The sequence below is a fragment of the Mycobacterium kyorinense genome, from assembly GCF_002101735.1.
GTDB lineage: Bacteria > Actinomycetota > Actinomycetes > Mycobacteriales > Mycobacteriaceae > Mycobacterium > Mycobacterium kyorinense.
The window spans coordinates 135,162-154,087 of record NZ_LQPE01000163.1; the positions used below are offsets into that span (position 1 = coordinate 135,162).

At 66.8% G+C, this 18,926-nt stretch carries 19 protein-coding genes, 1 tRNA gene and 1 pseudogene; 8 read left to right on the top strand and 13 right to left on the bottom strand.

What is annotated here, in order from left to right:
- Nucleotides 1-50: 50 nt before the first annotated feature.
- On the bottom strand, nt 51-542 hold the full coding sequence (locus AWC14_RS24115; protein ID WP_057003080.1) for a YajQ family cyclic di-GMP-binding protein: 492 nt from the start codon (nt 540-542) through the stop codon (nt 51-53).
- Nucleotides 543-622: 80 nt separating this feature from the next.
- Here AWC14_RS24115 and AWC14_RS24120 point away from each other — a divergent pair.
- Nucleotides 623-708: transfer RNA gene (locus AWC14_RS24120), tRNA-Tyr, on the top strand.
- Between the two features lie 72 nt (nt 709-780).
- On the opposite strand, the pseudogene AWC14_RS24125 reads toward AWC14_RS24120, so the two are convergent.
- The 3 genes and pseudogenes from AWC14_RS24125 to AWC14_RS29820 form a co-directional block, all read right to left on the bottom strand.
- Nucleotides 781-951: pseudogene (locus AWC14_RS24125) on the bottom strand (site-specific integrase); the annotation flags it as partial.
- A gap of 147 nt (nt 952-1,098) precedes the next feature.
- Nucleotides 1,099-1,485 (bottom strand): hypothetical protein, encoded by a 387-nt coding sequence (locus tag AWC14_RS24130; protein WP_235215859.1) that lies wholly within the window; start codon nt 1,483-1,485, stop codon nt 1,099-1,101.
- Nucleotides 1,486-1,508: 23 nt separating this feature from the next.
- Nucleotides 1,509-2,450: a WXG100 family type VII secretion target gene (locus AWC14_RS29820; protein ID WP_069601495.1), complete on the bottom strand. Its 942-nt coding sequence runs from the start codon at nt 2,448-2,450 to the stop codon at nt 1,509-1,511.
- Between the two features lie 395 nt (nt 2,451-2,845).
- Here AWC14_RS29820 and AWC14_RS24140 point away from each other — a divergent pair, with 395 nt between their 5' ends.
- A complete protein-coding gene (locus AWC14_RS24140) occupies nt 2,846-3,691 on the top strand; it encodes a DUF5995 family protein (protein ID WP_057003081.1) in 846 nt (281 codons plus the stop codon).
- Between the two features lies 1 nt (nt 3,692).
- On the opposite strand, the gene AWC14_RS24145 is transcribed toward AWC14_RS24140, so the two are convergent.
- Both AWC14_RS24145 and AWC14_RS24150 read right to left on the bottom strand, forming a co-directional pair.
- A complete protein-coding gene (locus AWC14_RS24145) occupies nt 3,693-5,396 on the bottom strand; it encodes a hydroxysqualene dehydroxylase (RefSeq protein ID WP_057003082.1) in 1,704 nt (567 codons plus the stop codon).
- Complete coding sequence (locus AWC14_RS24150) at nt 5,393-8,578, bottom strand: ATP-binding protein (protein ID WP_045376608.1); 3,186 nt, start codon at nt 8,576-8,578, stop codon at nt 5,393-5,395. Before AWC14_RS24150 ends, AWC14_RS24145 begins: the two co-directional genes overlap by 4 nt.
- 132 nt (nt 8,579-8,710) lie before the next feature.
- On the opposite strand from AWC14_RS24150, the gene AWC14_RS24155 reads away from it, so the two are divergent.
- Complete coding sequence (locus tag AWC14_RS24155; protein WP_142281824.1) at nt 8,711-9,511, top strand: glycoside hydrolase family 16 protein; 801 nt, start codon at nt 8,711-8,713, stop codon at nt 9,509-9,511.
- Here the strand turns inward: AWC14_RS24155 and AWC14_RS24160 are convergent.
- A complete protein-coding gene (locus tag AWC14_RS24160) occupies nt 9,486-11,501 on the bottom strand; it encodes an FUSC family protein (RefSeq protein WP_052425537.1) in 2,016 nt (671 codons plus the stop codon). The genes AWC14_RS24155 and AWC14_RS24160 overlap by 26 nt on opposite strands.
- A 155-nt stretch (nt 11,502-11,656) precedes the next feature.
- Between AWC14_RS24160 and galT the strand changes: the two genes are divergently transcribed.
- The 4 genes from galT (at nt 11,657) to AWC14_RS24180 (ending at nt 15,124) form a co-directional block, all read left to right on the top strand.
- Nucleotides 11,657-12,730 (top strand): galactose-1-phosphate uridylyltransferase, encoded by a 1,074-nt coding sequence (gene galT / locus AWC14_RS24165; RefSeq protein ID WP_235215857.1) that lies wholly within the window; start codon nt 11,657-11,659, stop codon nt 12,728-12,730.
- Nucleotides 12,727-13,818: a galactokinase gene (locus AWC14_RS24170; protein WP_085241473.1), complete on the top strand. Its 1,092-nt coding sequence runs from the start codon at nt 12,727-12,729 to the stop codon at nt 13,816-13,818. Before galT ends, AWC14_RS24170 begins: the two co-directional genes overlap by 4 nt.
- 202 nt (nt 13,819-14,020) lie before the next feature.
- The gene (locus AWC14_RS24175; RefSeq protein WP_045376594.1) at nt 14,021-14,320 is read left to right on the top strand and encodes a hypothetical protein; all 300 of its coding nucleotides are present in this window, start codon (nt 14,021-14,023) and stop codon (nt 14,318-14,320) included.
- Nucleotides 14,321-14,359: 39 nt separating this feature from the next.
- Nucleotides 14,360-15,124, top strand: coding sequence for a Mut7-C RNAse domain-containing protein (locus AWC14_RS24180; protein WP_045376591.1), 765 nt, complete (start codon nt 14,360-14,362; stop codon nt 15,122-15,124).
- Here AWC14_RS24180 and AWC14_RS24185 read toward each other — a convergent pair.
- The 6 genes from AWC14_RS24185 to AWC14_RS24210 are packed head-to-tail and all read right to left on the bottom strand — an operon-like array spanning nt 15,102 to nt 17,918.
- The gene (locus tag AWC14_RS24185) at nt 15,102-15,584 is read right to left on the bottom strand and encodes a hypothetical protein (RefSeq protein WP_045376588.1); all 483 of its coding nucleotides are present in this window, start codon (nt 15,582-15,584) and stop codon (nt 15,102-15,104) included. The two genes, AWC14_RS24180 and AWC14_RS24185, sit on opposite strands and share 23 nt — an antisense overlap.
- On the bottom strand, nt 15,581-16,039 hold the full coding sequence (locus tag AWC14_RS24190; RefSeq protein ID WP_045376585.1) for a hypothetical protein: 459 nt from the start codon (nt 16,037-16,039) through the stop codon (nt 15,581-15,583). Before AWC14_RS24190 ends, AWC14_RS24185 begins: the two co-directional genes overlap by 4 nt.
- Nucleotides 16,032-16,463, bottom strand: coding sequence for a type II toxin-antitoxin system VapC family toxin (locus AWC14_RS24195; protein ID WP_081968064.1), 432 nt, complete (start codon nt 16,461-16,463; stop codon nt 16,032-16,034). Before AWC14_RS24195 ends, AWC14_RS24190 begins: the two co-directional genes overlap by 8 nt.
- Nucleotides 16,460-16,729, bottom strand: coding sequence for a hypothetical protein (locus tag AWC14_RS24200; protein ID WP_052425533.1), 270 nt, complete (start codon nt 16,727-16,729; stop codon nt 16,460-16,462). Before AWC14_RS24200 ends, AWC14_RS24195 begins: the two co-directional genes overlap by 4 nt.
- A 54-nt stretch (nt 16,730-16,783) precedes the next feature.
- Entirely contained in the window at nt 16,784-17,410 is a 627-nt protein-coding gene (locus tag AWC14_RS24205; protein ID WP_142281816.1) for an RES domain-containing protein, read from the bottom strand.
- The gene (locus tag AWC14_RS24210; RefSeq protein ID WP_045376582.1) at nt 17,403-17,918 is read right to left on the bottom strand and encodes a hypothetical protein; all 516 of its coding nucleotides are present in this window, start codon (nt 17,916-17,918) and stop codon (nt 17,403-17,405) included. The genes AWC14_RS24205 and AWC14_RS24210 overlap by 8 nt, the downstream gene beginning before the upstream one ends.
- A gap of 68 nt (nt 17,919-17,986) precedes the next feature.
- Between AWC14_RS24210 and AWC14_RS24215 the strand changes: the two genes are divergently transcribed.
- On the top strand, nt 17,987-18,925 hold the full coding sequence (locus tag AWC14_RS24215; protein WP_045376579.1) for a class I SAM-dependent methyltransferase: 939 nt from the start codon (nt 17,987-17,989) through the stop codon (nt 18,923-18,925).
- Nucleotide 18,926: the final 1 nt, after the last annotated feature.

Consider the following 18,926-nt stretch of genomic DNA (forward strand, 5'->3'; position numbering starts at 1 on the left):
ATTCTACATGCGCTTCGTGCGCTGTGGCGAGTCGCACGAACCGCATGAGTCTAGCGATAATTCACGAACTGCAGCGCGACGTCGAGGTCGGCGTTTTTCAGCATCGCGATGACGGCCTGCAAGTCGTCGCGCTTTTTGCTGGACACCCGCACCTCGTCGCCCTGGATCTGGGTCTTGACGTTCTTGGGGCACTCGTCGCGGATCAGTTTGGTGATCTTTTTGGCGTTCTCGCTGGAAATGCCCTGCTTGAGCGTGCCGGTGATCTTGTAGGTCTTGCCGGAGGCCTGCGGCTCGTCGGCCTCGAAGGCCTTCAGCGAGATGTCGCGGCGGATCAGCTTTTCCTTGAACACGTCGACGGCGGCCTTGACCCGCTCCTCGGTCGAACTGGTCAGCTCGATGGCCTCGTCGCCCTTCCAAGCGATCTTGGTGTCGGTGCCGCGGAAGTCGAACCGGGTGGCCAGCTCCTTGGCGGCCTGGTTGAGGGCGTTGTCGACTTCCTGGCGATCGACCTTGCTGACGATGTCGAACGATGAATCCGCCATTGGATCCGTCCCTCCTCGATTGGTTGCTTGGTCGTTTGTATCCTGAGTACATCCTCGTTATAGGGTGCTAGTCGCACCAAGGCAGGTTGCCCGAGCGGCCAATGGGAGCGGACTGTAAATCCGTCGGCGTATGCCTACCCAGGTTCGAATCCTGGACCTGCCACCAAGCTCAGAGCCTATTTGCGGTCTCTGGCACAGCGCGTAACCGGGTCTGCGCCCGCAGAGCGCCTGCAGCAGGTCAAGCTGCCCCGTGGAAAGCGGTTGCCACGGCGGCCAGATCGTCGGGGAACAGATGCCCGTAGCGGTCGAGCGTCAACACCGCCGTCTTGTGCCCAAGGAGCTTCTGAACGACCTTCACGTTCGTGCCGGAACTGATTGCCAGCGACGCGCAGGGTGCGGTGTGGGCTATTGATTGGTCCGAAGAAACGGCGCGATGCCGATCACACTGGCTAGGTAGATGATGACCGACGTAAGTACCATCACCGAAAAAAGCCGCAGGACAAGCCCGATGGCGAACCCCGCTATCGGCGATCCCGTGTGTCGAAGCCACGCGGTTTTACGTGAGTGAACCTCTGGACTTCGCTTCAAGTTCACGCGCAACCTGCCTGCCCTTGTCGGTGATTTTGATCCACGAGGAAAACACCCATGCCGGTGGATCATCGTAGTGAGGCACATACCAGTCGGTAATTCTTTGCATCGACGCATCGACCGGCTCGTCCCAAGCCTCCCAGCGGCCACCCTCGCCCGACATCGCGCCGAGCGCTACCAGCCCATCCTCGGCCAGGGAGCGGATCGTCGCCAGCGTCTCGTCTTGAATTCCTGACACCGATGCAGACGAATGCTGTTGCTTCACGTAATAGTCAACCGCGGTGATGGGCAACTCGTCGCCCGCGGCGGCATCTAGAAGTACCTCCTGGCGGACCTTGTCGCGTGCAGTAGTCATTCGCTCAATCCCTTGGTTCTTAATCATTCTGGTTCGTATTCGGGTAGGTCGGACATGTCGTCTTTTCCGAGTACCGGTGGACCATGATGGCTATGCGGTGGCTGAACGGGATGCGGAAAAGCGTTCGGATCGTTCGGCCCCATGGGCATAGCTGGCGCGGGGCGGGGCGCCGGCGGCTCCACCGGCGCAGCCCCAGCAGGCGCGCGGCCAACGGGCGGCGGCCCACTCGGCGCATTCGTCCCAGCTGCCGCGCCACCGGGCGACCCCACTCCACCGGACGGAACGTTTGGCACGCCGCCCCTTTCGGTATTGACGTGGACCTTCTCGTAAGATCCCCCAGGGGGATTCAAATCCAGTGTCAGGCCATTGTCACCGGTTCGCAGCCCGATGATCGTCCCATCACGCAACACCCTTTCAGTCCCCTTATAGCTGCTGGGCGGGGTGCGTTCCGGCGTCCCTTCGGTAGCCCAATTCCAGAGTCTTCGAAGATCGTCATCGCTGCGGACCTCGGCAAAATTCGGGCGGGTACCCCTGGGGAGGTCTTTGATCGCATTGTGCACGTCTTGACCTGTCGGGCCGGGACTGGGTGCCGGGGTTGGTCCCTGTTTCCAGTCGACAAGCTGAACGCCGTTGTGTCCCTTGCCGCTATCGCTATTCATGCCATTACTCATCGCCGACGCCAGTGCAGCGGCCCGCTCGTCGTCGGTCGCGCTGTATTGCAGGCCTGCGGTGTGCAAGTTGGTGGTGACCTCGTTGAGCAGCCCGACCTGTGCGGTGGCCGCTTCGTGATAGCGCGCCAGCGCTTGCTTAGCCGCGTCGGCGGCAATGCCCTGCCAATGGGTATCTAGGTCGGTGGCCGCCTGCTCTACCCGGGTGATGACGGCTTTGATTTCTTCGGCGATCCGCTCGAAATTGCCAGCCTCTTTGACCAGGGCGGCGGGGTCGGTGGTCAGCTGTGCTGCCATGTGAGGAGTCTAGTCGGGTCACATCCGCTGACGGCGTGGTCGGGGAATGGCGTTGGCCACCGGGTGACCTTGGCTCTACGGGCCGCACAGCCCGCGTTTCGGTGCCGTCGTGAGCAACGCTGCCAGACAATGCGCCCGCAGCAGATTTTTGCGACTGTCGTTAGCCGGCACAACCAACGCTCTGACTGCGTATTGCTCGCACAACCAACACAGCTTTTTGGTACAAACGCCGAGAGTGACGGACTGTAAATCCGTCGGCGTATGCCTACCCAGGTTCGAAGCCTGGACCTGCCACCACGCTCAGCGGCCACGCCTTGGGACGTGAACCGCTCAGCCGACATTCGGGTAGCCGACTACCCTAGTCGGCTATCGCCCGCGTGGTGAGAATCCCTCACATGGCTGTTCCCCTGTCTACGCCCCCGCCGGGGCCATTGCCGCGCCTGCCCGAACCCACAAGCGTCGACGACGTCGCGCGCAATCTCGATCGGATCATCGACTGGTCGATCAACGCCGAGAGCACCATCGGCTACTTCGCCGTGCTGTACAAACGGGCGACCTTCGCCGTGCGGCAAGGCCTGCAAGACGGCGCGTTCAAGGATCCGCAACAGATGCAGCGGTTCGACCTCGTTTTCGCCAAGCGCTACTTCGACGCGCTGAATGCGTATTTCCATCCGCACGCCTATCACGGGGTGACGGCGCCGTGGGAGGTCTCGTTCGTCGGGCAGGCGGACAGCGACGCAACCATGATCCAGCACATGATGACCGGGCTGAACGCCCACATCTGTTTCGATTTGGGTGTCAGCGCCGCGACCGTCGCGCCTCATACCCTGCAAGATCTGGAGCCGGATTTCTTTCGCGTCAACGCCCTGCTGGGCAGCCAGGTCCCCGGCTTGCTCGACATCATCGAGAAGCTGTCACCGGAGTTCCGCCGGATCCGCTGGTTGGTGCCGAACGAGACCTTTTGGATCCGACGGCTGATCGTCAAATTCCGTACGGGCGCTTGGTGGTTCGCCGTTGCTCTGGCCGAAAATCCGGCCCAGGCGAAGCAGAAGATGGTCAACCAGTCGGCGTGGACGTCGGCGCTGGGCGCCTGGTACCTGGACCCGCCGGAAAAGTGGAGACCTTTCCACCACATCGTCAATGTCATCAGCAAGCGGGAAAGCCACAACGTCGGCGCGAACATAGCCGCGCTGGCGGGCATCGCCGAAAAACCGCACCCGCTGATCAAGAAGCTGCTCTGACCTAGCGTCGCCCGCGACGCGTGATCGCCAGCAGCACGCGGGCCAGCGGGCCGCTGTGGCGCGGTTTGCCGTCGGGCTTGACCCGGATGGGCGGCTTGACGACCTGCCGGCCCAGCCGCCAGCGCAGTTGGTCCAGCTTGCGAAATGGTGCCAGCACGGCGGGTTCGCGCAGTTTCCAGATCGCGCAGCGCGACGCCGGCGAACCGGCCGCGTCCAGGATGCCGTTGACCGCGCGGCGCGCCGCTTCGTTCGCGGCCTCCATCGTCGCCAAATCGGTGTAGGTGCGGACGAAGTCGGCGGCCAGGAAGAAGTTGGGTATCGCGGTGACCGCGTCGGGCCGGTCCGCCCACGAGCCCGCGGTGTTGACCAGCAGCGGCTCCAAATTGGTCGCCCCGGTCGGGTTCGGCTGCTGGATCGCGGGATCCAGGAACCAGCTGTGCACGTTGGCGGCGTCGAGCGAGCCGTCGTCGATGGCGTCGACGAGCTCGGCCCACACTTCCTCGCGGATCTCGGCCGGGGTGCAGTGCATCGCAATCTTTTTGACGTGCCCGCCCTTGCGTTTCCACTCCGAGATGTCGACCGACAGGATTCCGTTGACCAGCCCGTCGCCGCGCTTCTCCAAGTCGATGCCGGGCCAGAACTGGGCTTGCGAGATCGCGGTGAGCGCCCACTGCGAGTCGATGAAAATCGCATGCCCGTGTACCAGCGGCACATCGCGGTACAGGTAGAACATGGCGCCGTTCATCCAGCGCACGACCAGTGCCGGCAGCGCCGCCAGCCGCGGCTCCGCGGCGCTCAGTGCGGGCGACACCAGCATGCGCAGCCGCTCGACCGGTAGCGCCGCCACGTAATAGTCGGCGTGCACCCGCTCCGGACCGCCGGGACCGGAAATCGTCACACCGGTGATGTGGTGTCCCTTGCAGTCGATTTCGTCGACCTCGCAGCCGCCGCGCAGTGTGACGCCCATGCCGCGCAGGTAGCTGACCCACGGGTCGATCCACACCTCGCTGGTCGGGCCGTCCAGCACCCGGTCCATCCGCCCGTCGCCGCGTACCAGGTCGTACATCAGCTGGCATAGGATCAATCCGCCTGTGCGCGCCGACATTTCACGCGCGCGTGCGGCGACCAGGGTTCGGGTCATCCCGTCGGCCAGGAACTTCTGGAACGCGGGAGAGCGCTGTTCGGCGCCCATGAACTGCCACCAGCTGACCTGCTCCCATTCGTCGAAGCGGCGTTCGTCGCAGGAGCACATCAGCGTCAGCAGGCGATCGAAGAACCAGGCCAGTTCGCCCGGCGGAATGCCCAGGCCGACACCGGTTTCCCACATGAACCGGATCATCACCTCGATGTCGTCCAGCGACGTCGGCCGTTCGGCGATCCCGACGATCTCGTTGCGATGACCGTCTTGGGCCAGCAGCATTCGCGTCGACGCGGTGAGATGGGTTGCCACGGTTCCGTTGGCGCCTGGGATTCGGGCCATCGTGTCGGGGATGTGGCGGTAGAAGCCGGGGAAGAACCGGAATCCGTGCTCGGCCGGCAGGTCTTCGCGGTGACCGGTTCCCGAGCCCGGCACCGGCATCGAGCGGGCCTTGCCGCCGAACGCGTCGCGCTGCTCGTAGACGGTGACGTCGAATCCGCGTTCGGCGAGTTCGTGTGCGGCGGTCAGCCCGCCGACTCCGCCGCCCAGCACCGCGACCGATGTCACGACAGGATCTTTTCCGCCCGCGCGTATTCGGGCCACCGCGCGTCGCCGGGGAAGCGGTCGACGACGTCGGCCAGCGCCGACCGGTCGCCGTCGCCGTGCAACTCGAAGCTATCCAGCACGCATCGCAATTCGAACAACGTCGCGCCCTGCTTCCGGGCGAATTCGAGTGCGGTGCGCAGCGCCTCGTGTTGCTGCGACGGCTCCGGCAACGTGTGGGCCCGCACGCGCATCAACTCGGCGTCGTGGAAGTGCATCCCGGTCTCGTGCGCGTGCTGCAGCGCCCAGTCCAACCGCTTACGCGCCTCTTCCGGCCGGGCCGCCGCAGTCAGGAGTCGGCCGATCACCGAGTCGTGGAAAGTGAGATAGACGTTGAGATGCAGGTGCCGGGAGGCGTCCACCCACCCGGCGATTTTCCTGGCCCGGCTGATCAGGGTGTCCGGGTCGGCGCCGGCGCTCAATGCCGCGAGGCCCTTCACCGTCGCATGTTGGGTCGCGGCAACCCCTTGCCACATGTCGAGACCCGATTGCTCGCTGAGCCGGCGAAGGTCGGCGACCACGGCGGCGGCCTGCTCGAATTGGCCCGCCTCCGAGTACAGCCAAATCGTCGCGAAGTCGAGATGTGCTCTGTTGTAGACGTTTTGCGGGAACGCCAGGGCGTCGCAGCGCCGGGCGGCTTCGGCCAGCTCCGCGTAGGCGCGATCGAGGTCGCCGCACACCATGTGTGTTCGCGCCAAGTAGATGTGCGCCGCGGCGATGGGGTCGTCGGCAATCCACCACGCCGCGCCTAATTCGCCCGGGTCGGCGGCGGAGCGGTCGGCCAGCGCGCGCAGCAGATGTTCGCGAGCGGCCGGGAAGTCGCCCTCCAGCCAAATGACCCCGCCCAGTGAGGATTCGATCGCCGGATAGCTCCAGAGCCGGTCCGGCGGAATCCGGCTGGACAGCGAGTCGATCAGTTCCCGCAGCCGGCGCAGCTCGGCCCTGTTGTAGTAGTAGGCGATCATCGCGGTCAAGGTCAGGAACAGCTCGTCCTGGTACATGCCGCTGCTCGCCAACTGGAGGCAGCGTTCGACCTCGGCGGGTCCCTCCCCGCTCATGCTGCCCTGCACGGCGCCGGCCAAAAAACCGCGCTCCAGCCGGATCGCGATCTCTTTGCGGTCGCGTTCCGGTCCTTTGGGACAATGGGCGAGCTGGTTGACGGCGTCGGTCAGGCAGGCGCGGGCCTCGGCGATGGCGCCGCGGCGACGGGCGTCGACCGAGGCTTTCTGGTAGGCGGCGACGGCCTCGTCGTACAGGTGGGCCTGCTCGAAATGGTCTGCGACCACACGCCAATCAGGCTCGACGGTGGTGGCCGCGTCGACCAGCGCGCGGGCGGTGCGGGCGTGCAGGTCGCGGCGTAGCGACGGCGGCGCCAGTTCGGCGGCCACCTCGCGCAGCAGCTCGTGGCGAAATCGCCAGCCGTCGTTGCCGCTGAGTTCGAGCACCCGCGCCCGCACGAGTTCGGCGGCAATGTCGTCGACGTCCTCGGCGTCGCGGCCGACCACGGCGCGAAGCAAGGCGATGTCGCCGGAGCGCCCGATGACGGCGGCCGCTTCCGCGACCGGCACCGCATCGGCGTGGGGGCGATGCAGCCTGGCGAACAGCGGCTCGTACAGCGCCTCGGGCACTCCGAATTTGGCGTCGAGTTCGCCGACGACGTGTTCGAGGTAGAACGGCACACCGTCGCAGCGGCGGCGCACCGCAGCCCGCTGCGCATCGGTCAGTGCCGGATCCAACGCGTCGATCAGCGCGTCGGATTGCTCGTCGGTCAACGGTGCAAGGTCGAAAAGCGTTACTGGCCAATCGGATTGCATCCACCCGTCCTCGCGGCCGGTCAATACCACCAGCAGGCGGCCGTCGGCGGCTCCCAGCAACGCGGTGATCAGTTCCAGAGTGGACGGGTCGAACCAGTGCACGTCCTCGGCGACCACCAACCCCGCTCGATCGCCGATGCGCGCCAACACGTACTGGCGCACGGCCGCGCCGATCGACTGGTACAGCGCGTGGCCTTCGACTGCGGCCGGGTGGTAGCCGTGCTCGGGGCCGACGCCCAGCACCGGCGCCAAGAGCGGCACCGTGCTTTCGGGATCCATTGCGCGGGAGACTAATTCGTCCTGCAACAGGCGAAGTCGCTCCGGGCCGTCGGTGAGCCGGGTGATGCCGCAGTGCCGCTCCAACAGCATGCGCACCGGGTGCAGGCCGGTGTCGGTGTGCAGCGGGGAGCCGATCAGCTCCACGACCGGTGCGCCCGCGGCCCGGGCCAATCCGGCGGCCTCGCCGGCGAGCCGGGTCTTGCCGATTCCAGGCTCGCCGCGAAGTGCGACGCCGGGAATGGTCAGCGTGCCCTCGCTTGCCCGCTGCCAGCTGTGCTGCAGCCAGTCGTGTTCCCGGTCGCGCCCGATCAGCGGCAGCGGACGCAGCGGCGGGGCGCTCGGCCGCTCGGTGACCACCCGGTGATGCGGGATCAATCCGTCGACGCCCTTCACCGCGGCCGGCGGGCGCGCGCTGAGCTCGAACGCGTCGCGCACCAGCGGCGCCACCGCGTCGGACACCGCGACGGTGCCGGGCTCGGCCAGCCCGGAGATGCGGGCCGTCAGGTTGGCGGCGAATCCGTAGACGTCGTCCTGGTCGGTGTCGAGGTAGACCAGGCCGCGGTGGATGCCGACCCGCACGTTGATCGGCGCGCCAAACTTGCGGCTGGCCTGCTCGCTGAGCTGGGCCACCGCCCGGGTGATGTCCATCCCGGCCGCGATCGCGCGCCGCAGGTCGTCCTCGTGTGCCTTGGGATGGCCGAACACCGCCAGCAGCCCGTCGCCCTTGATCGAGCAGATATGGCCCTCGTACCGGTCGATCAGCCGGGACACCTCGTCGCGGTAACGGCCCACCAGCGTGCGATAGGTCTCCGGCTCCAACCGGGTGGACAGCACCGTCGAATCCACCAGGTCGGCGAACATGATTGTGAGGCGGCGGATTTCGCCGTACCGGGCGGGAGCGGCGAGCAGGTCCTCGGCCTCCGGATTGCCGCGGTCGACGGAAAGGACCTGTCCGGCAAGGGTGGTCGCGGTCGCGCGGTCGCCCGCATTGATGGCCCGCACCGCGCGGTCCAGCAATTCGTTGATCGTCGTATTGGATTGGTCAGGGCTCACATACGCCTCCGGCCCCCGAAGGCTCCCCCGAGAGGCTAACGATACGCGTGTGACCAGCGATGTTCAGCAAATCGACGCAAGTAGAGTAGAGCTTTACTCGCGTCGGATGCAGGCGGTACTCGCATGGGTAGTCTGCATGGGATGGATCGACGCAGCATGATGATGATGACGGGGTTCGGCCTGCTGACCGCCGCGATTCCCGTTCCCACGGCAAAGGCCGCGCCGCCCGCGGCATCCGGGAACTACCTGTTCCACGACGAGTTCGACGGCCCGGCCGACTCGGCCCCCGACCGGTCGAAATGGATGGTGGCGCGGGCCCGCGAGTCGATGAAGGACCCGACGTACTGGGAACGGCCGGAAAACGTCGGCCAATACCGCGACGACCGCAAGAACGTGTTCCTCGACGGCAACTCGAATTTGGTGCTGCGCGCCGCAAAAGAGGGCAACACCTATTACAGCGGCAAAGTGCAAGGCTCGTGGCGCGGCGGCATCGGCCACACCTGGGAAGCCCGGATCAAGCTCAACTGCCTGACCGCCGGTTGCTGGCCCGCGTTCTGGCTCGGCAACGACAACAACGGCGAAATCGACATCATGGAGTGGTACGGCAACGGCAACTGGCCGTCGGCCACCACCGTCCACACCAAGGCCAACGGCGCCGAATGGGCGACGCACAACATCGCGCTGGACAGCGCGTGGCATACCTGGCGATGCCAGTGGGACGACGCCGGCATGCGGTTCTGGCAGGACTACACCGACGGCGCGGCGCCGTATTTCACTGTTCCGGCGCGCTCGATTGCCGACTGGCCGTTCAACGACCCCGGCTACCAGGTGTTTCCGGTGCTAAACCTGGCCGTCGCCGGGTCGGGCGGCGGCGATCCCGGGCCGGGAACCTATCCGGCCGAGATGCTCATCGACTGGATACGGGTCTGGTAACCGCCTCCTCGGCGCCCAGCTCGACGGCGGCGGTGACCACGGCCCGGTCGATCTGGCGCAGCGCGTGCAGGGCAGCCAGCAGACGGGAGCCGTCCAGCTCGCGGGCAAGAGTCTCGGCGGCGTCGAGGTGGTCGGTGGCAGGGGCGACACTCGCCTTGCCGTCGCGCGCGGCGTCCAGAGCCTCGACATTGCGGCGGACCTGCGCGGCCGCGGCGCTCACGGCGTCGGCCAGCTCAGGCGGCGCGTCGTCGTAACTGTTGCGAGCCAGCGTCCGTCCGTAGTGGTCGCAGGCGGCGAGCATCCGTAGCCCGCGGCGGATGCTGCGGCGCCCGGACAGCCCGGCGACCCCGGCCATCAGCGGCTTGGCCGTGAGCCGGTACTGCTGCAGGTTGCGGTCGAGTTGACGGGCCAGGTCCGTCGGGTTGCCGGCGGCCTTGCCGAGCAGCGACGACGCCGATGCGTCGATCAGGTTGGACAGCGTCGTGAAAAACGTGTGGGCGTCGTCGCGGATGGCTTTTCGGGTGTCGGTCGGCAGCACCAGGATCGCGACCGCGGCGCCGATTACCGCGCCGATCGCGGTCTCTTCGATGCGCAGCAACAGCAGGTGGACGGTGAACTGGCCCAGCAGGCCGTACAGCAAAGCCAGCATCGTGGTGATCCAGAAGATCATCATGCTGTAGGCGATCTTCATGACATACAAGGCGCAGAATAGACACACGAAGATCAGGACCAGCGAGGCGCCGCGGTCACCGGAGACCAGCGTGGCGATCAGCACGCCGCTCGGCACACCGAGCGCGGTGCCGAGGAGTCGCTGCCAGCCTTTGGTGAGGGTTTCGCCCCAGGAGTTGGTGCCGGCGAAGGTGACGAACGCCGCGATCACCGCCCAGTACCAGCGCGCCGGGGATACCAGTTCGCCGACGACGATCGCCAGCGATGCGGCGACGGCGACTTGAATGGCTTGCCGGGTGGTCGGCCGCAGACCGGGTTCGGGAGGTTCGCTTTCGACGGGCGTGGGCGCCCAGCTTCCGGGGTGTTCGACTCGCGCGCGGATTTCGGAAGTTGCTGTGGCCGTGGCGATTATCGCCATCGCGAGGCGCCGGGCCCGGTCGGTTGGCCGCTGGTCGAGTATCCGCTGCGCCATGGCCGCCGCTTGGTCGAGCCCGCCGCGGTCCGGCAGCCGGATGGCACTGGCCAGCTGGGTGAGCGCCGCGGCCAGTTCGGCGCGGTCCGCGGCCGGAATGTCGGCGGTGGCGGCTCGCGCCCCGGCGGTGGCGACCCGCTCGACGGTGAGTTCGGCGTCGAACAGCCACAGCGCCAATTGCTCGCCGGTGAGCCCGGGCAGCGTCGCCGGATTGACCTTGTCTTCGAGCTGGCTCTGGACCATCAGGGCGGTCTCGTTGAGCCGGGCGATCCGGGCCCGCAGGCGGCGGCGCCGTCGCTCGTCGAGCCGGCCGGTTTTTAGTCCCTCCGCGGTGGTGTCGACGACGATCGCCATCCGGGCACGCAGCGCGCGCAGGGTGGCCGACAGCACGCGTTCGGGCCGATCGGGCAGTACATAGGTGGCGAACACAAAGCTGCACAGCGTGCCGACGAGCACGGCCCCGATCAGCCAGGGCAGCTCGGCCGTGGTGGCCCGCAAGAACAGGGTGAAGAAGTAGGCCATGAACAGGACCATGCCCAGCGCCCGTCCGCGCGGGCCGAAGCGGCGGATGTAGACCGCGACGAACACCACCGCCACGAACACGACGTCGCTGACCAGCTTGTGCGGCGCCAACAGCGTGCCGGCGGAGATGGCCGCCGCGGCGGGCACCGGCAGCAGCGCCATCGTGAGCTTCTGCTGCCGGGGATCGGGCTCGTTGACCGAACGCGCCGCGACCATCGTGATCAGCACCCCGAGCAGCGCCACGGTCACCGGCTGACCGGTGGCCTTGGCCAGCAGGAAAAGGATCACCAGCGCGCATGCCAGAGCCGCCGTCGTCCTCGTGGCCATCCGCAGCCGCAGCGCGCCGGGGTCGGAGCCGATTAGCCAGTTCAGCGTCCGCTCGAACCGCCCGCGCACCCGTGACCGCCTCCTTCTGCCTTCCTCATCGTTACTGCACTGTGGCGCCGCGGCCCAAACGCGGCGGTCGATTAGTCTTCGACATCGTGACGGCGCCGACCCGGGCGAAGCTGGCCGACGGCCGCGACCTGCTGTTCTTCTCGTTGCCGGGTCACACCCCGGCGCCGGTTCTAGACCGTCGGTCGCTGCCGCCGCGGGATCCGCACCCGTCGCAGTTGCGGTTCGACCGGACGACCGGGCAGTGGGTGATCATCGCGGCGCTGCGCCAGGACCGCACGTACAAGCCGCCCGCCGACCAGTGTCCGCTGTGTCCGGGCCCGACCGGGTTGACCAGCGAGGTGCCTGCGCCCGACTACGACGTCGTGGTCTTCGAGAACCGGTTTCCCAGCCTGCGCGGCAGTGGGGAGCTTCAGGTGCCCGACGACTTCGTCTCGGTGCCCGGTTATGGCCGCTGTGAGGTAATCTGCTTTTCGTCGGATCACACGGGTTCGTTTGCCGACTTGGAGGTGTCGCACGCCCGGCTTGTCGTGGACGCGTGGCGGCATCGCACGGCGGACTTGAAGGCGCTGGCCGGCGTCGAGCAGGTGTTCTGCTTCGAGAACCGCGGCGAGGAAATCGGGGTGACGCTGAGCCATCCGCACGGTCAGATCTACGGCTACCCGTATCTGACGCCGCGGACTGCTGTCCTGCTGGAACAGGCGCGTGAGCATCGAAACCGGTGTGGCCGCAACCTGTTTGAAGACCTGTTGGCGCGCGAGGTTGCCGACGGCAGTCGTATTGTTGCGCGCACCGCGTCGTTTACCGCGTTCGTGCCGTTCGCCGCGCGCTGGCCGGTGGAGGTGCATATCTACCCGAACCGGTTCGTGCACAACCTCATTGAGCTCTCTGAGGCCGAACTGGGCGACTTCGCGCAGATCTATCTCGACCTGCTGCGGCGCTTCGACCGGATGTATTCGACTCCGCTGCCGTACATGTCGGCGCTGCACCAGTACGCCGACACCGACGCGCAGCGGGAGGGCTACTTCCACGTCGAGTTGATGTCGATCCGGCGCAGCGCTACCGCGTTGAAGTATTTGGCGGCCTCCGAATCGGCGATGGATGCGTTCATCAGCGACGTGGTGCCGGAAGCCGTGGCCCAGCGGCTGCGAGAACTGGGGTGACGATCCGATACGCCGCGCCGGGGCGGATCAACCTGATCGGCGAACACACCGACTACAACCTCGGTTTCGCTCTGCCGATCGCGTTGCCGCAGCGCACCACGGTGACGTTCGAGCCGTCGGACACCGATGTGCTTGTGGTGCGCAGCGACCGCATGGACGGTGTGGTGCGGATTGCACTCGACACCGCTCCGGGTGACGTCAGCGGTTGGGCCGGCTATGTGGCCGGGGTGGTGTGGGCGTTGCGTCGGGCCGGGCATGCGGTGCCGGGCGGGGCGATGTCGGTCACCAGTGACGTCGAGATCGGGTCGGGGTTGTCGTCGTCGGCGGCGCTGGAGTGCGCGGTGCTGGGCGCGCTGGTGTCAGCCGCCGGTGTGTGCGTCGACCGTATCTCGCAGGCGCGGCTGGCGCAGCGCGCCGAAAACGAATACGTCGGTGCGCCAACGGGTTTGCTCGACCAGTTGGCGGCTCTGTTCGGGGAGCCGGCGAGGGCGCTGTTGATCGACTTTCGGGAGTTGACCGTGCGGCCGGTGCCGTTCGACCCCGAAGCCGCGGGGGTTGCGCTGTTGTTGATCGACTCGCGGGCGCGGCATACCCACGCGGGTGGCGAGTATGCGGCCCTTCGGGCGTCGTGCGAACGGGCGGCTGCTTTGCTGGGGGTGTCGTCGCTGCGGGAGGTTTCTGACCTGTCCGCGCTTCGCGCGGTTGGCGATGCGGTCGATGCCCGTCGTGCCCGGCATGTGTTGACGGAGAACCAGCGGGTGCTGGATTTCGTTGCGGCGCTGAGGGAGTCGGACTTCGCGTCGGCGGGCGGCATCTTCACCGCGTCGCACGTCTCGATGCGTGACGACTTCGAAATCACCACGGAGCACATCGATGTGATCGCCGATGCGGCGGTGGGGTCGGGTGATTTCGGCGCGCGGATGACCGGCGGCGGGTTCGGGGGTTGTGTGATCGCGTTGGTGCCGACTGAGCGGGTGGATGCCGTCGCGTCGGCAGTGCGTGGGGCGGTGCACGAAGCGGGGTACGAGCAGCCGGTGATTACCCGGACGTACGCGGCACGAGGTGCTGGGGTCCCAGGTGTCACATGAGTCACCGGCCGGAAGGTATGCACGATGTGCCCTCCTCCTAGCGACAAGTGGGGCTTTTAGGCGTTGAGCCGGTGACGAATTCGTCACTCCAGGCACTCGGGGCCAGCGAGCCACATCTGTTACCGCAGATTCGGCAATTTCGGGATGCCCGGCTATCAGCGACAAGACGGGACGTGTCGGTGGCAGGTGCGATGGTCGGCTGATGAATGAACCGTTGCAGCTGCGGGGGACCGAACTCCGCTATGTCCTGACAATGCATTTGGCCCTGCACGGGCCGGCAACCATCACCGAGCTGGCCGACGCGCTCAGGTGGCATGGCTTTGCCGTGAGCGGGCGTGCGTCGAAGGCTATCTCGGACGCATTGCGCTGGGAGATGGGATACGGCCGGGTGCGACGGCTCGGCCGCGGTCGCTATGGCCCCGGCGGAATGCCGCGCAGCACCGAGTACCGGATCCACCAACGGGTGCTGGCGTTGCGCGACAAAGCCAAGGTGTCGCTGTGAGGCTTGTGCCCCGCGATCTCGCGGGGCGACCATGGGGCAATGGTCGGCTATGTGGATGTCCGGGCATACGCCGAGCTCAACGAGTTCCTCGGACCAGAGTCGCGAGGGGTGACCGTGCGCCGCCCGTTCCGGTCGCACCAGACGGTCAAGGACATCCTCGAGGCGATGGGCGTTCCGCACACCGAGGTCGACCTCATCCTGGTCAACGGCGACCCGGTCGGCTTCGCGCACCGCCCGGAGGTCGGCGACCGCATCGCCGCTTACCCGATGTTCGAGGCGCTCGACGTCGGGTCGACGGCTCGGCTGCGGCCGGTGCCGCTGCGTGATCCGCGCTTCGTCGTCGACGTCAACCTCGGCCGGCTGGCGCGGCTGCTGCGGATGCTGGGCTTCGACGTGTGGTGGTCGAATGACGCCGACGACCAGACCCTGGCAGAAATCAGCCTGAGCCAGCAGCGGATTCTGCTGACTCGCGACCGTGGTCTGCTGAAGCGCCGGGCGATCACCCATGGTCTGTTCGTGCACGCCGAGCACGCCGAAGAGCAGACGCTGGAGGTGATCCGGCGACTGGACTTGGCGCAACGCGTGGCGCCGCTGACCCGATGCCTGCGATGCAACGGCACGCTGGCCACGGTTTCCAAGGACGAGGTGATCGAGCACTTGGAGCCGTTGACTCGCCGCTACTACAACGATTTTCGCCGCTGCACCGAATGCGGGCGCATCTACTGGCCCGGGTCACACCACACCGGGTTGGTCCGGCTGGTCGAGCGGCTGCGCGAGCAGCTTAGGCCGGAGTCAACCGGATAGCGGCCAGGTCGATGCGGTCGAATGCCTCGGCGAAGTCCTCGAGCGTCGGGACCTGCTGATCGCGGAATTTCAGCCCCATCGCGCGCTGGGCCTCCTTGGCGCCGTAGGACTCCGCGGCGCGATGGTAGAGATCCGCGACGGCCGTACGGTCCTCGATCAGCTCGCCGCGCATGCTCGTCGTCTTGCCGTCGTGCAGCACTTCAGCGGCGGCGCCACCGCGGAAATTGCGCTTCCAGGCTGCGCCGGTCAGCGCATACAGATCGTTGTCGACCCAGTGGGCGCTCAGCGGGATCGAGTACCGACGCCCGGTTTTTCGTCCGGCGAAACTGACCACCATCAACTGTTTGCGTAACGGATTCGGCACCGGCGTGCGGAGCAGCAACCGCATCACCGGGTTGACGACTCGCAGCACGGCCTCCGGCGGGTGCGATTCCGTGATCGCGGGTGACTGTTCTGTCATGGCAATACGGTAGAGCGTGGGCCGCCGCAGCGGAACCGGATAGCGGACAGACCGAGTCGGTCGACCGCCTCGGCGAAGTCCTCGGTCGACGGGATGCGCTTGTCGCGGAACTTCAAACCCATTGTGCGCTGCGGGTCTTTGTCGCCGCAGGACTGCGCGCAGCGCCGGTAGACATCCGCGACGACGGCCCGGTCCTCGACGAGTTCGCCGTGCATGCTGGTCGTCTTGCCGTCGTGGACAACCTGTGCGGTCGCGCCGCCGCGGAAGTTCTGCTTCCACGGGGCATCGGTCAGTGCGTAGAGGTCACCGTCGATCCGGTGGGAGTTCACCGGAATCGAGTACGGCCGTCCCGTCTTCCGGCCGGCGAAGCTCAGCAGCAACCGCATGATGGGGTTGATGACGCGCAGCACCGTCGCCGGGTGGTGCGAGAGCATGATCGCGGGAGATTCATTCATCGTCGGCGGGTTGGACTGTGATGATCGGACAGCGGACCGGGGCCCCGGATCGTTCGATGCGGGTGTCACTGGTAATCAATGCGGTCGCAAGGCGTTCCGCGCTGGCGATATAGATGGCATCAGGATAGCGGAGTGAGGTCTGAGCCAGAGCCCAGGCGCGCCGGACGTCAGCCCATGGTGTGGCTTCGATCGTTATTTCGAGCGCTTCAGCGTCCCTGAGTGCCTGGTCGATCTGCTCGGCCTGTAGTGGGTGTGTTGGCCGGTTCGCGGCTGCCGCGAGACCGGAGAGGATTTCGACCGCGAAATGTCCTGGCGCTATGAGAGGTTCGGATGCTGGATGATCCGCAAGGGTCCGGCGGGCAGCCCGGCCTCGGCGACCGGAGTCGACGATTGCGTCAATGACAACCGAAGCGTCGACGATCACGGTTTCCGGCCGAGGCGGGCGCCACGTTCAGCATGTGCGTCATCGATCGCCTCGAGCACCGCCTGACGGTCTTGTTCTTCGACGGCTCGTTTACCGCTAAGCCGGGCGGCGGTCCGGTTCAACGCCTCACGCCTGCGTAAATGCGCCGCCTGCGCGTGCATTGCTTCGCGAAGGTAAGCCTGCAGCGACATTCCACGCGCCGCAGCTGCCGACCGAATCTGGTCGAGATCTTTGGCTGGCACATCGCGAATCAGCACGTTCGGCATACGCCGATGCTATCAAATGCGATAGCACAAGTGCAAGCGCTGGGTTGCCTCCGACTAGTCGCCAATGTCCCACCCGACCGTAAACCCATGGCGCAGTACCAGTTCGGCGAGGACGTCCGAGCGCTCGGCCACTGTCCGCGATTCGGTGGTGAACGCGTCGAGACCGAAGAACGCGTAGTTGATCGAGGTCTCCGGGGTGGTGCGCGGCCGGTACACGATGGCGTCGAGGGCGTCGGGCCCCGTCCACCATCGCCGCACGGCATCGGCCAGGCGGTGGCAGGTGTGCCACACGTCGGGATGCTGACCGGTGTTGATCTGGTCGTCGACACCCAGGACATCGAGGTTCGCCTCGGTGCGCAGGTCGAGCACCCGCAGATGCCGCGCGGCGACCAGCCGCACCAGATAGTGCCCGGCGTGGTCGGCGGGGATCATCAGCCCGGTGGGCCGGTAGCGCTCGCGGAACGCGCCGACGAGTGTGCTTGCGGCATAGCGGGTTCGGAACGCGCCAGACTCCGGATCGAAGCGAAACCGTGGGGTGGGGAAACCGTCCCATGTCCACTCGGCGGGCGGGGCCGCCTCCACCCGCCACAGTTCGGTGCCGGCCTCGACGCGGCGACGGCGCAGCCCGACCGGCCGGGCGTCGGGCAGCGGCGCCCGATAACCGGCGGGAAGGTCAGGCACCGACGGCGGCGAGCATCCGCCACGCGGTCTCGGCGGTCTTCGGGCGGCGCAGCGCCTCGGCGATCGACGAGCCGCCGAGCTCGTCGTGCTTCAGCCGCATGATCCGGTCGGCGGCCAGCGGGTCCGACGTGAACCTCGCCAGCAACTCCAGGATCCGCGGCAGATCCGTCCGCAACCGGTCGTCGTCGAATTGCCAAGCCGGAAACCATGTTTGGTTGCCGACCGCGGACCCGATGAGTTTTCCTCGGCTGCGCAGTCGGTGCACCGCCTGCGGCGATTTCACCCCCAGTCGGGCCTGCACGGCCGGCGTCGGCAGGGAGCCCTCGACGAACTCGCGCACCAAAGCGCCGCGACGCTCGTCGTTCAGGCTGCCGGCGGCGATGCGCACCAGCGTTCCCTGAGGAGACGTCGGCGCGTCCAGGATGGCGTCGAGCACCTCGGCGAACCCGGAATCCTTTTGGGCGCGCTCGGCGACCTGGCGAACAAGCGGGGCAACGGCGGTGGGCATGTCCTCATGGTACCACCGATTGAAACAATTGAAACACACGCGCAGGAAGCTCGCGTACGGTCGAAAGCATGGCACGAACCGACAACGACACCTGGGACATCACCGAAAGCGTGGGCGCGACGGCGCTGGGCGTGGCCGCGGCCCGCGCCGCTGACACCGAGAGCGACGATCCGCTGATTCAAGACCCGTTCGCGCGGGTCTTCCTCGACGCCGCCGGTGAGGGCATGTGGAATTGGTTCGCGGCGCCCGAGCTGCCCGCCGAGATCGTCGAGGCCGAGCCGGACCTGCCGCTGCGAATGCGCTCGATGCGGAACTACATGGCTTCCCGCACAGCGTTTTTCGACGAGTTCTTCCTTGCGGCCACCAAAGCCGGGGCGCGCCAGGCGGTGATCTTGGCGGCCGGCCTCGATTCGCGGGCATGGCGCCTGGCGTGGCCGGACGGGACGACGGTGTACGAACTCGACCAGCCCAAGGTGCTGGAGTTCAAGTCGTCGACGCTTAGAGAACACGGTGCAGAGCCGACGGCCAAGCTGGTCAATGTCGCCGTCGACCTGCGCCAGGATTGGCCGAAGGCCTTGCAGGAGGCGGGTTTTGACCCGTCGGTGCCCAGCGTCTGGTCGGCCGAGGGGCTGCTGCCGTTTTTGCCGGCGGCCGCCCAGGACCTGCTCTTCGAGCGGGTGACCGCGCTCAGCGCACCTGGCAGCCGCATCGCCGTGGAGGCGCATGGCCCCGGTTTCAACGACCCCGAGGTTCATGCGCGCCAGCGTGAACAGATGCAGCGCATCCGCGATCTGGCGGCCAAGCTCGGCGAGCAGCGCGACATCCCCGACGTGCAGGATCTGTGGTACTTCGAGGATCGCGCCGACGTCGGCGACTGGCTGCGCGACCACGGTTGGGAGGTGTCGGTGGTCCCGGCCGAGGAGTTGATGGCGAGCTACCGCCGCCCGCCTGCCGATGTCGAGGACTCCTCGCCGCGCAGTCTGTTTGTGTCCGCGCAACGGTTATAGG

Bases quoted from the DNA above. Each gene is read 5' to 3' on its own strand.
- AWC14_RS24115 (WP_057003080.1), bottom strand. From the start codon at position 542: ATGGCGGATTCATCGTTCGACATCGTCAGCAAGGTCGATCGCCAGGAA.
- AWC14_RS24130 (WP_235215859.1), bottom strand. From the start codon at position 1,485: ATGACTACTGCACGCGACAAGGTCCGCCAGGAGGTACTTCTAGATGCC.
- AWC14_RS29820 (WP_069601495.1), bottom strand. From the start codon at position 2,450: ATGGCAGCACAGCTGACCACCGACCCCGCCGCCCTGGTCAAAGAGGCT.
- AWC14_RS24140 (WP_057003081.1), top strand. From the start codon at position 2,846: ATGGCTGTTCCCCTGTCTACGCCCCCGCCGGGGCCATTGCCGCGCCTG.
- AWC14_RS24160 (WP_052425537.1), bottom strand. From the start codon at position 11,501: ATGGCCACGAGGACGACGGCGGCTCTGGCATGCGCGCTGGTGATCCTT.
- AWC14_RS24175 (WP_045376594.1), top strand. From the start codon at position 14,021: ATGAATGAACCGTTGCAGCTGCGGGGGACCGAACTCCGCTATGTCCTG.
- AWC14_RS24180 (WP_045376591.1), top strand. From the start codon at position 14,360: ATGGTCGGCTATGTGGATGTCCGGGCATACGCCGAGCTCAACGAGTTC.
- AWC14_RS24185 (WP_045376588.1), bottom strand. From the start codon at position 15,584: ATGACAGAACAGTCACCCGCGATCACGGAATCGCACCCGCCGGAGGCC.
- AWC14_RS24190 (WP_045376585.1), bottom strand. From the start codon at position 16,039: ATGAATGAATCTCCCGCGATCATGCTCTCGCACCACCCGGCGACGGTG.
- AWC14_RS24200 (WP_052425533.1), bottom strand. From the start codon at position 16,729: ATGCCGAACGTGCTGATTCGCGATGTGCCAGCCAAAGATCTCGACCAG.
- AWC14_RS24210 (WP_045376582.1), bottom strand. From the start codon at position 17,918: ATGCCCACCGCCGTTGCCCCGCTTGTTCGCCAGGTCGCCGAGCGCGCC.
- AWC14_RS24215 (WP_045376579.1), top strand. From the start codon at position 17,987: ATGGCACGAACCGACAACGACACCTGGGACATCACCGAAAGCGTGGGC.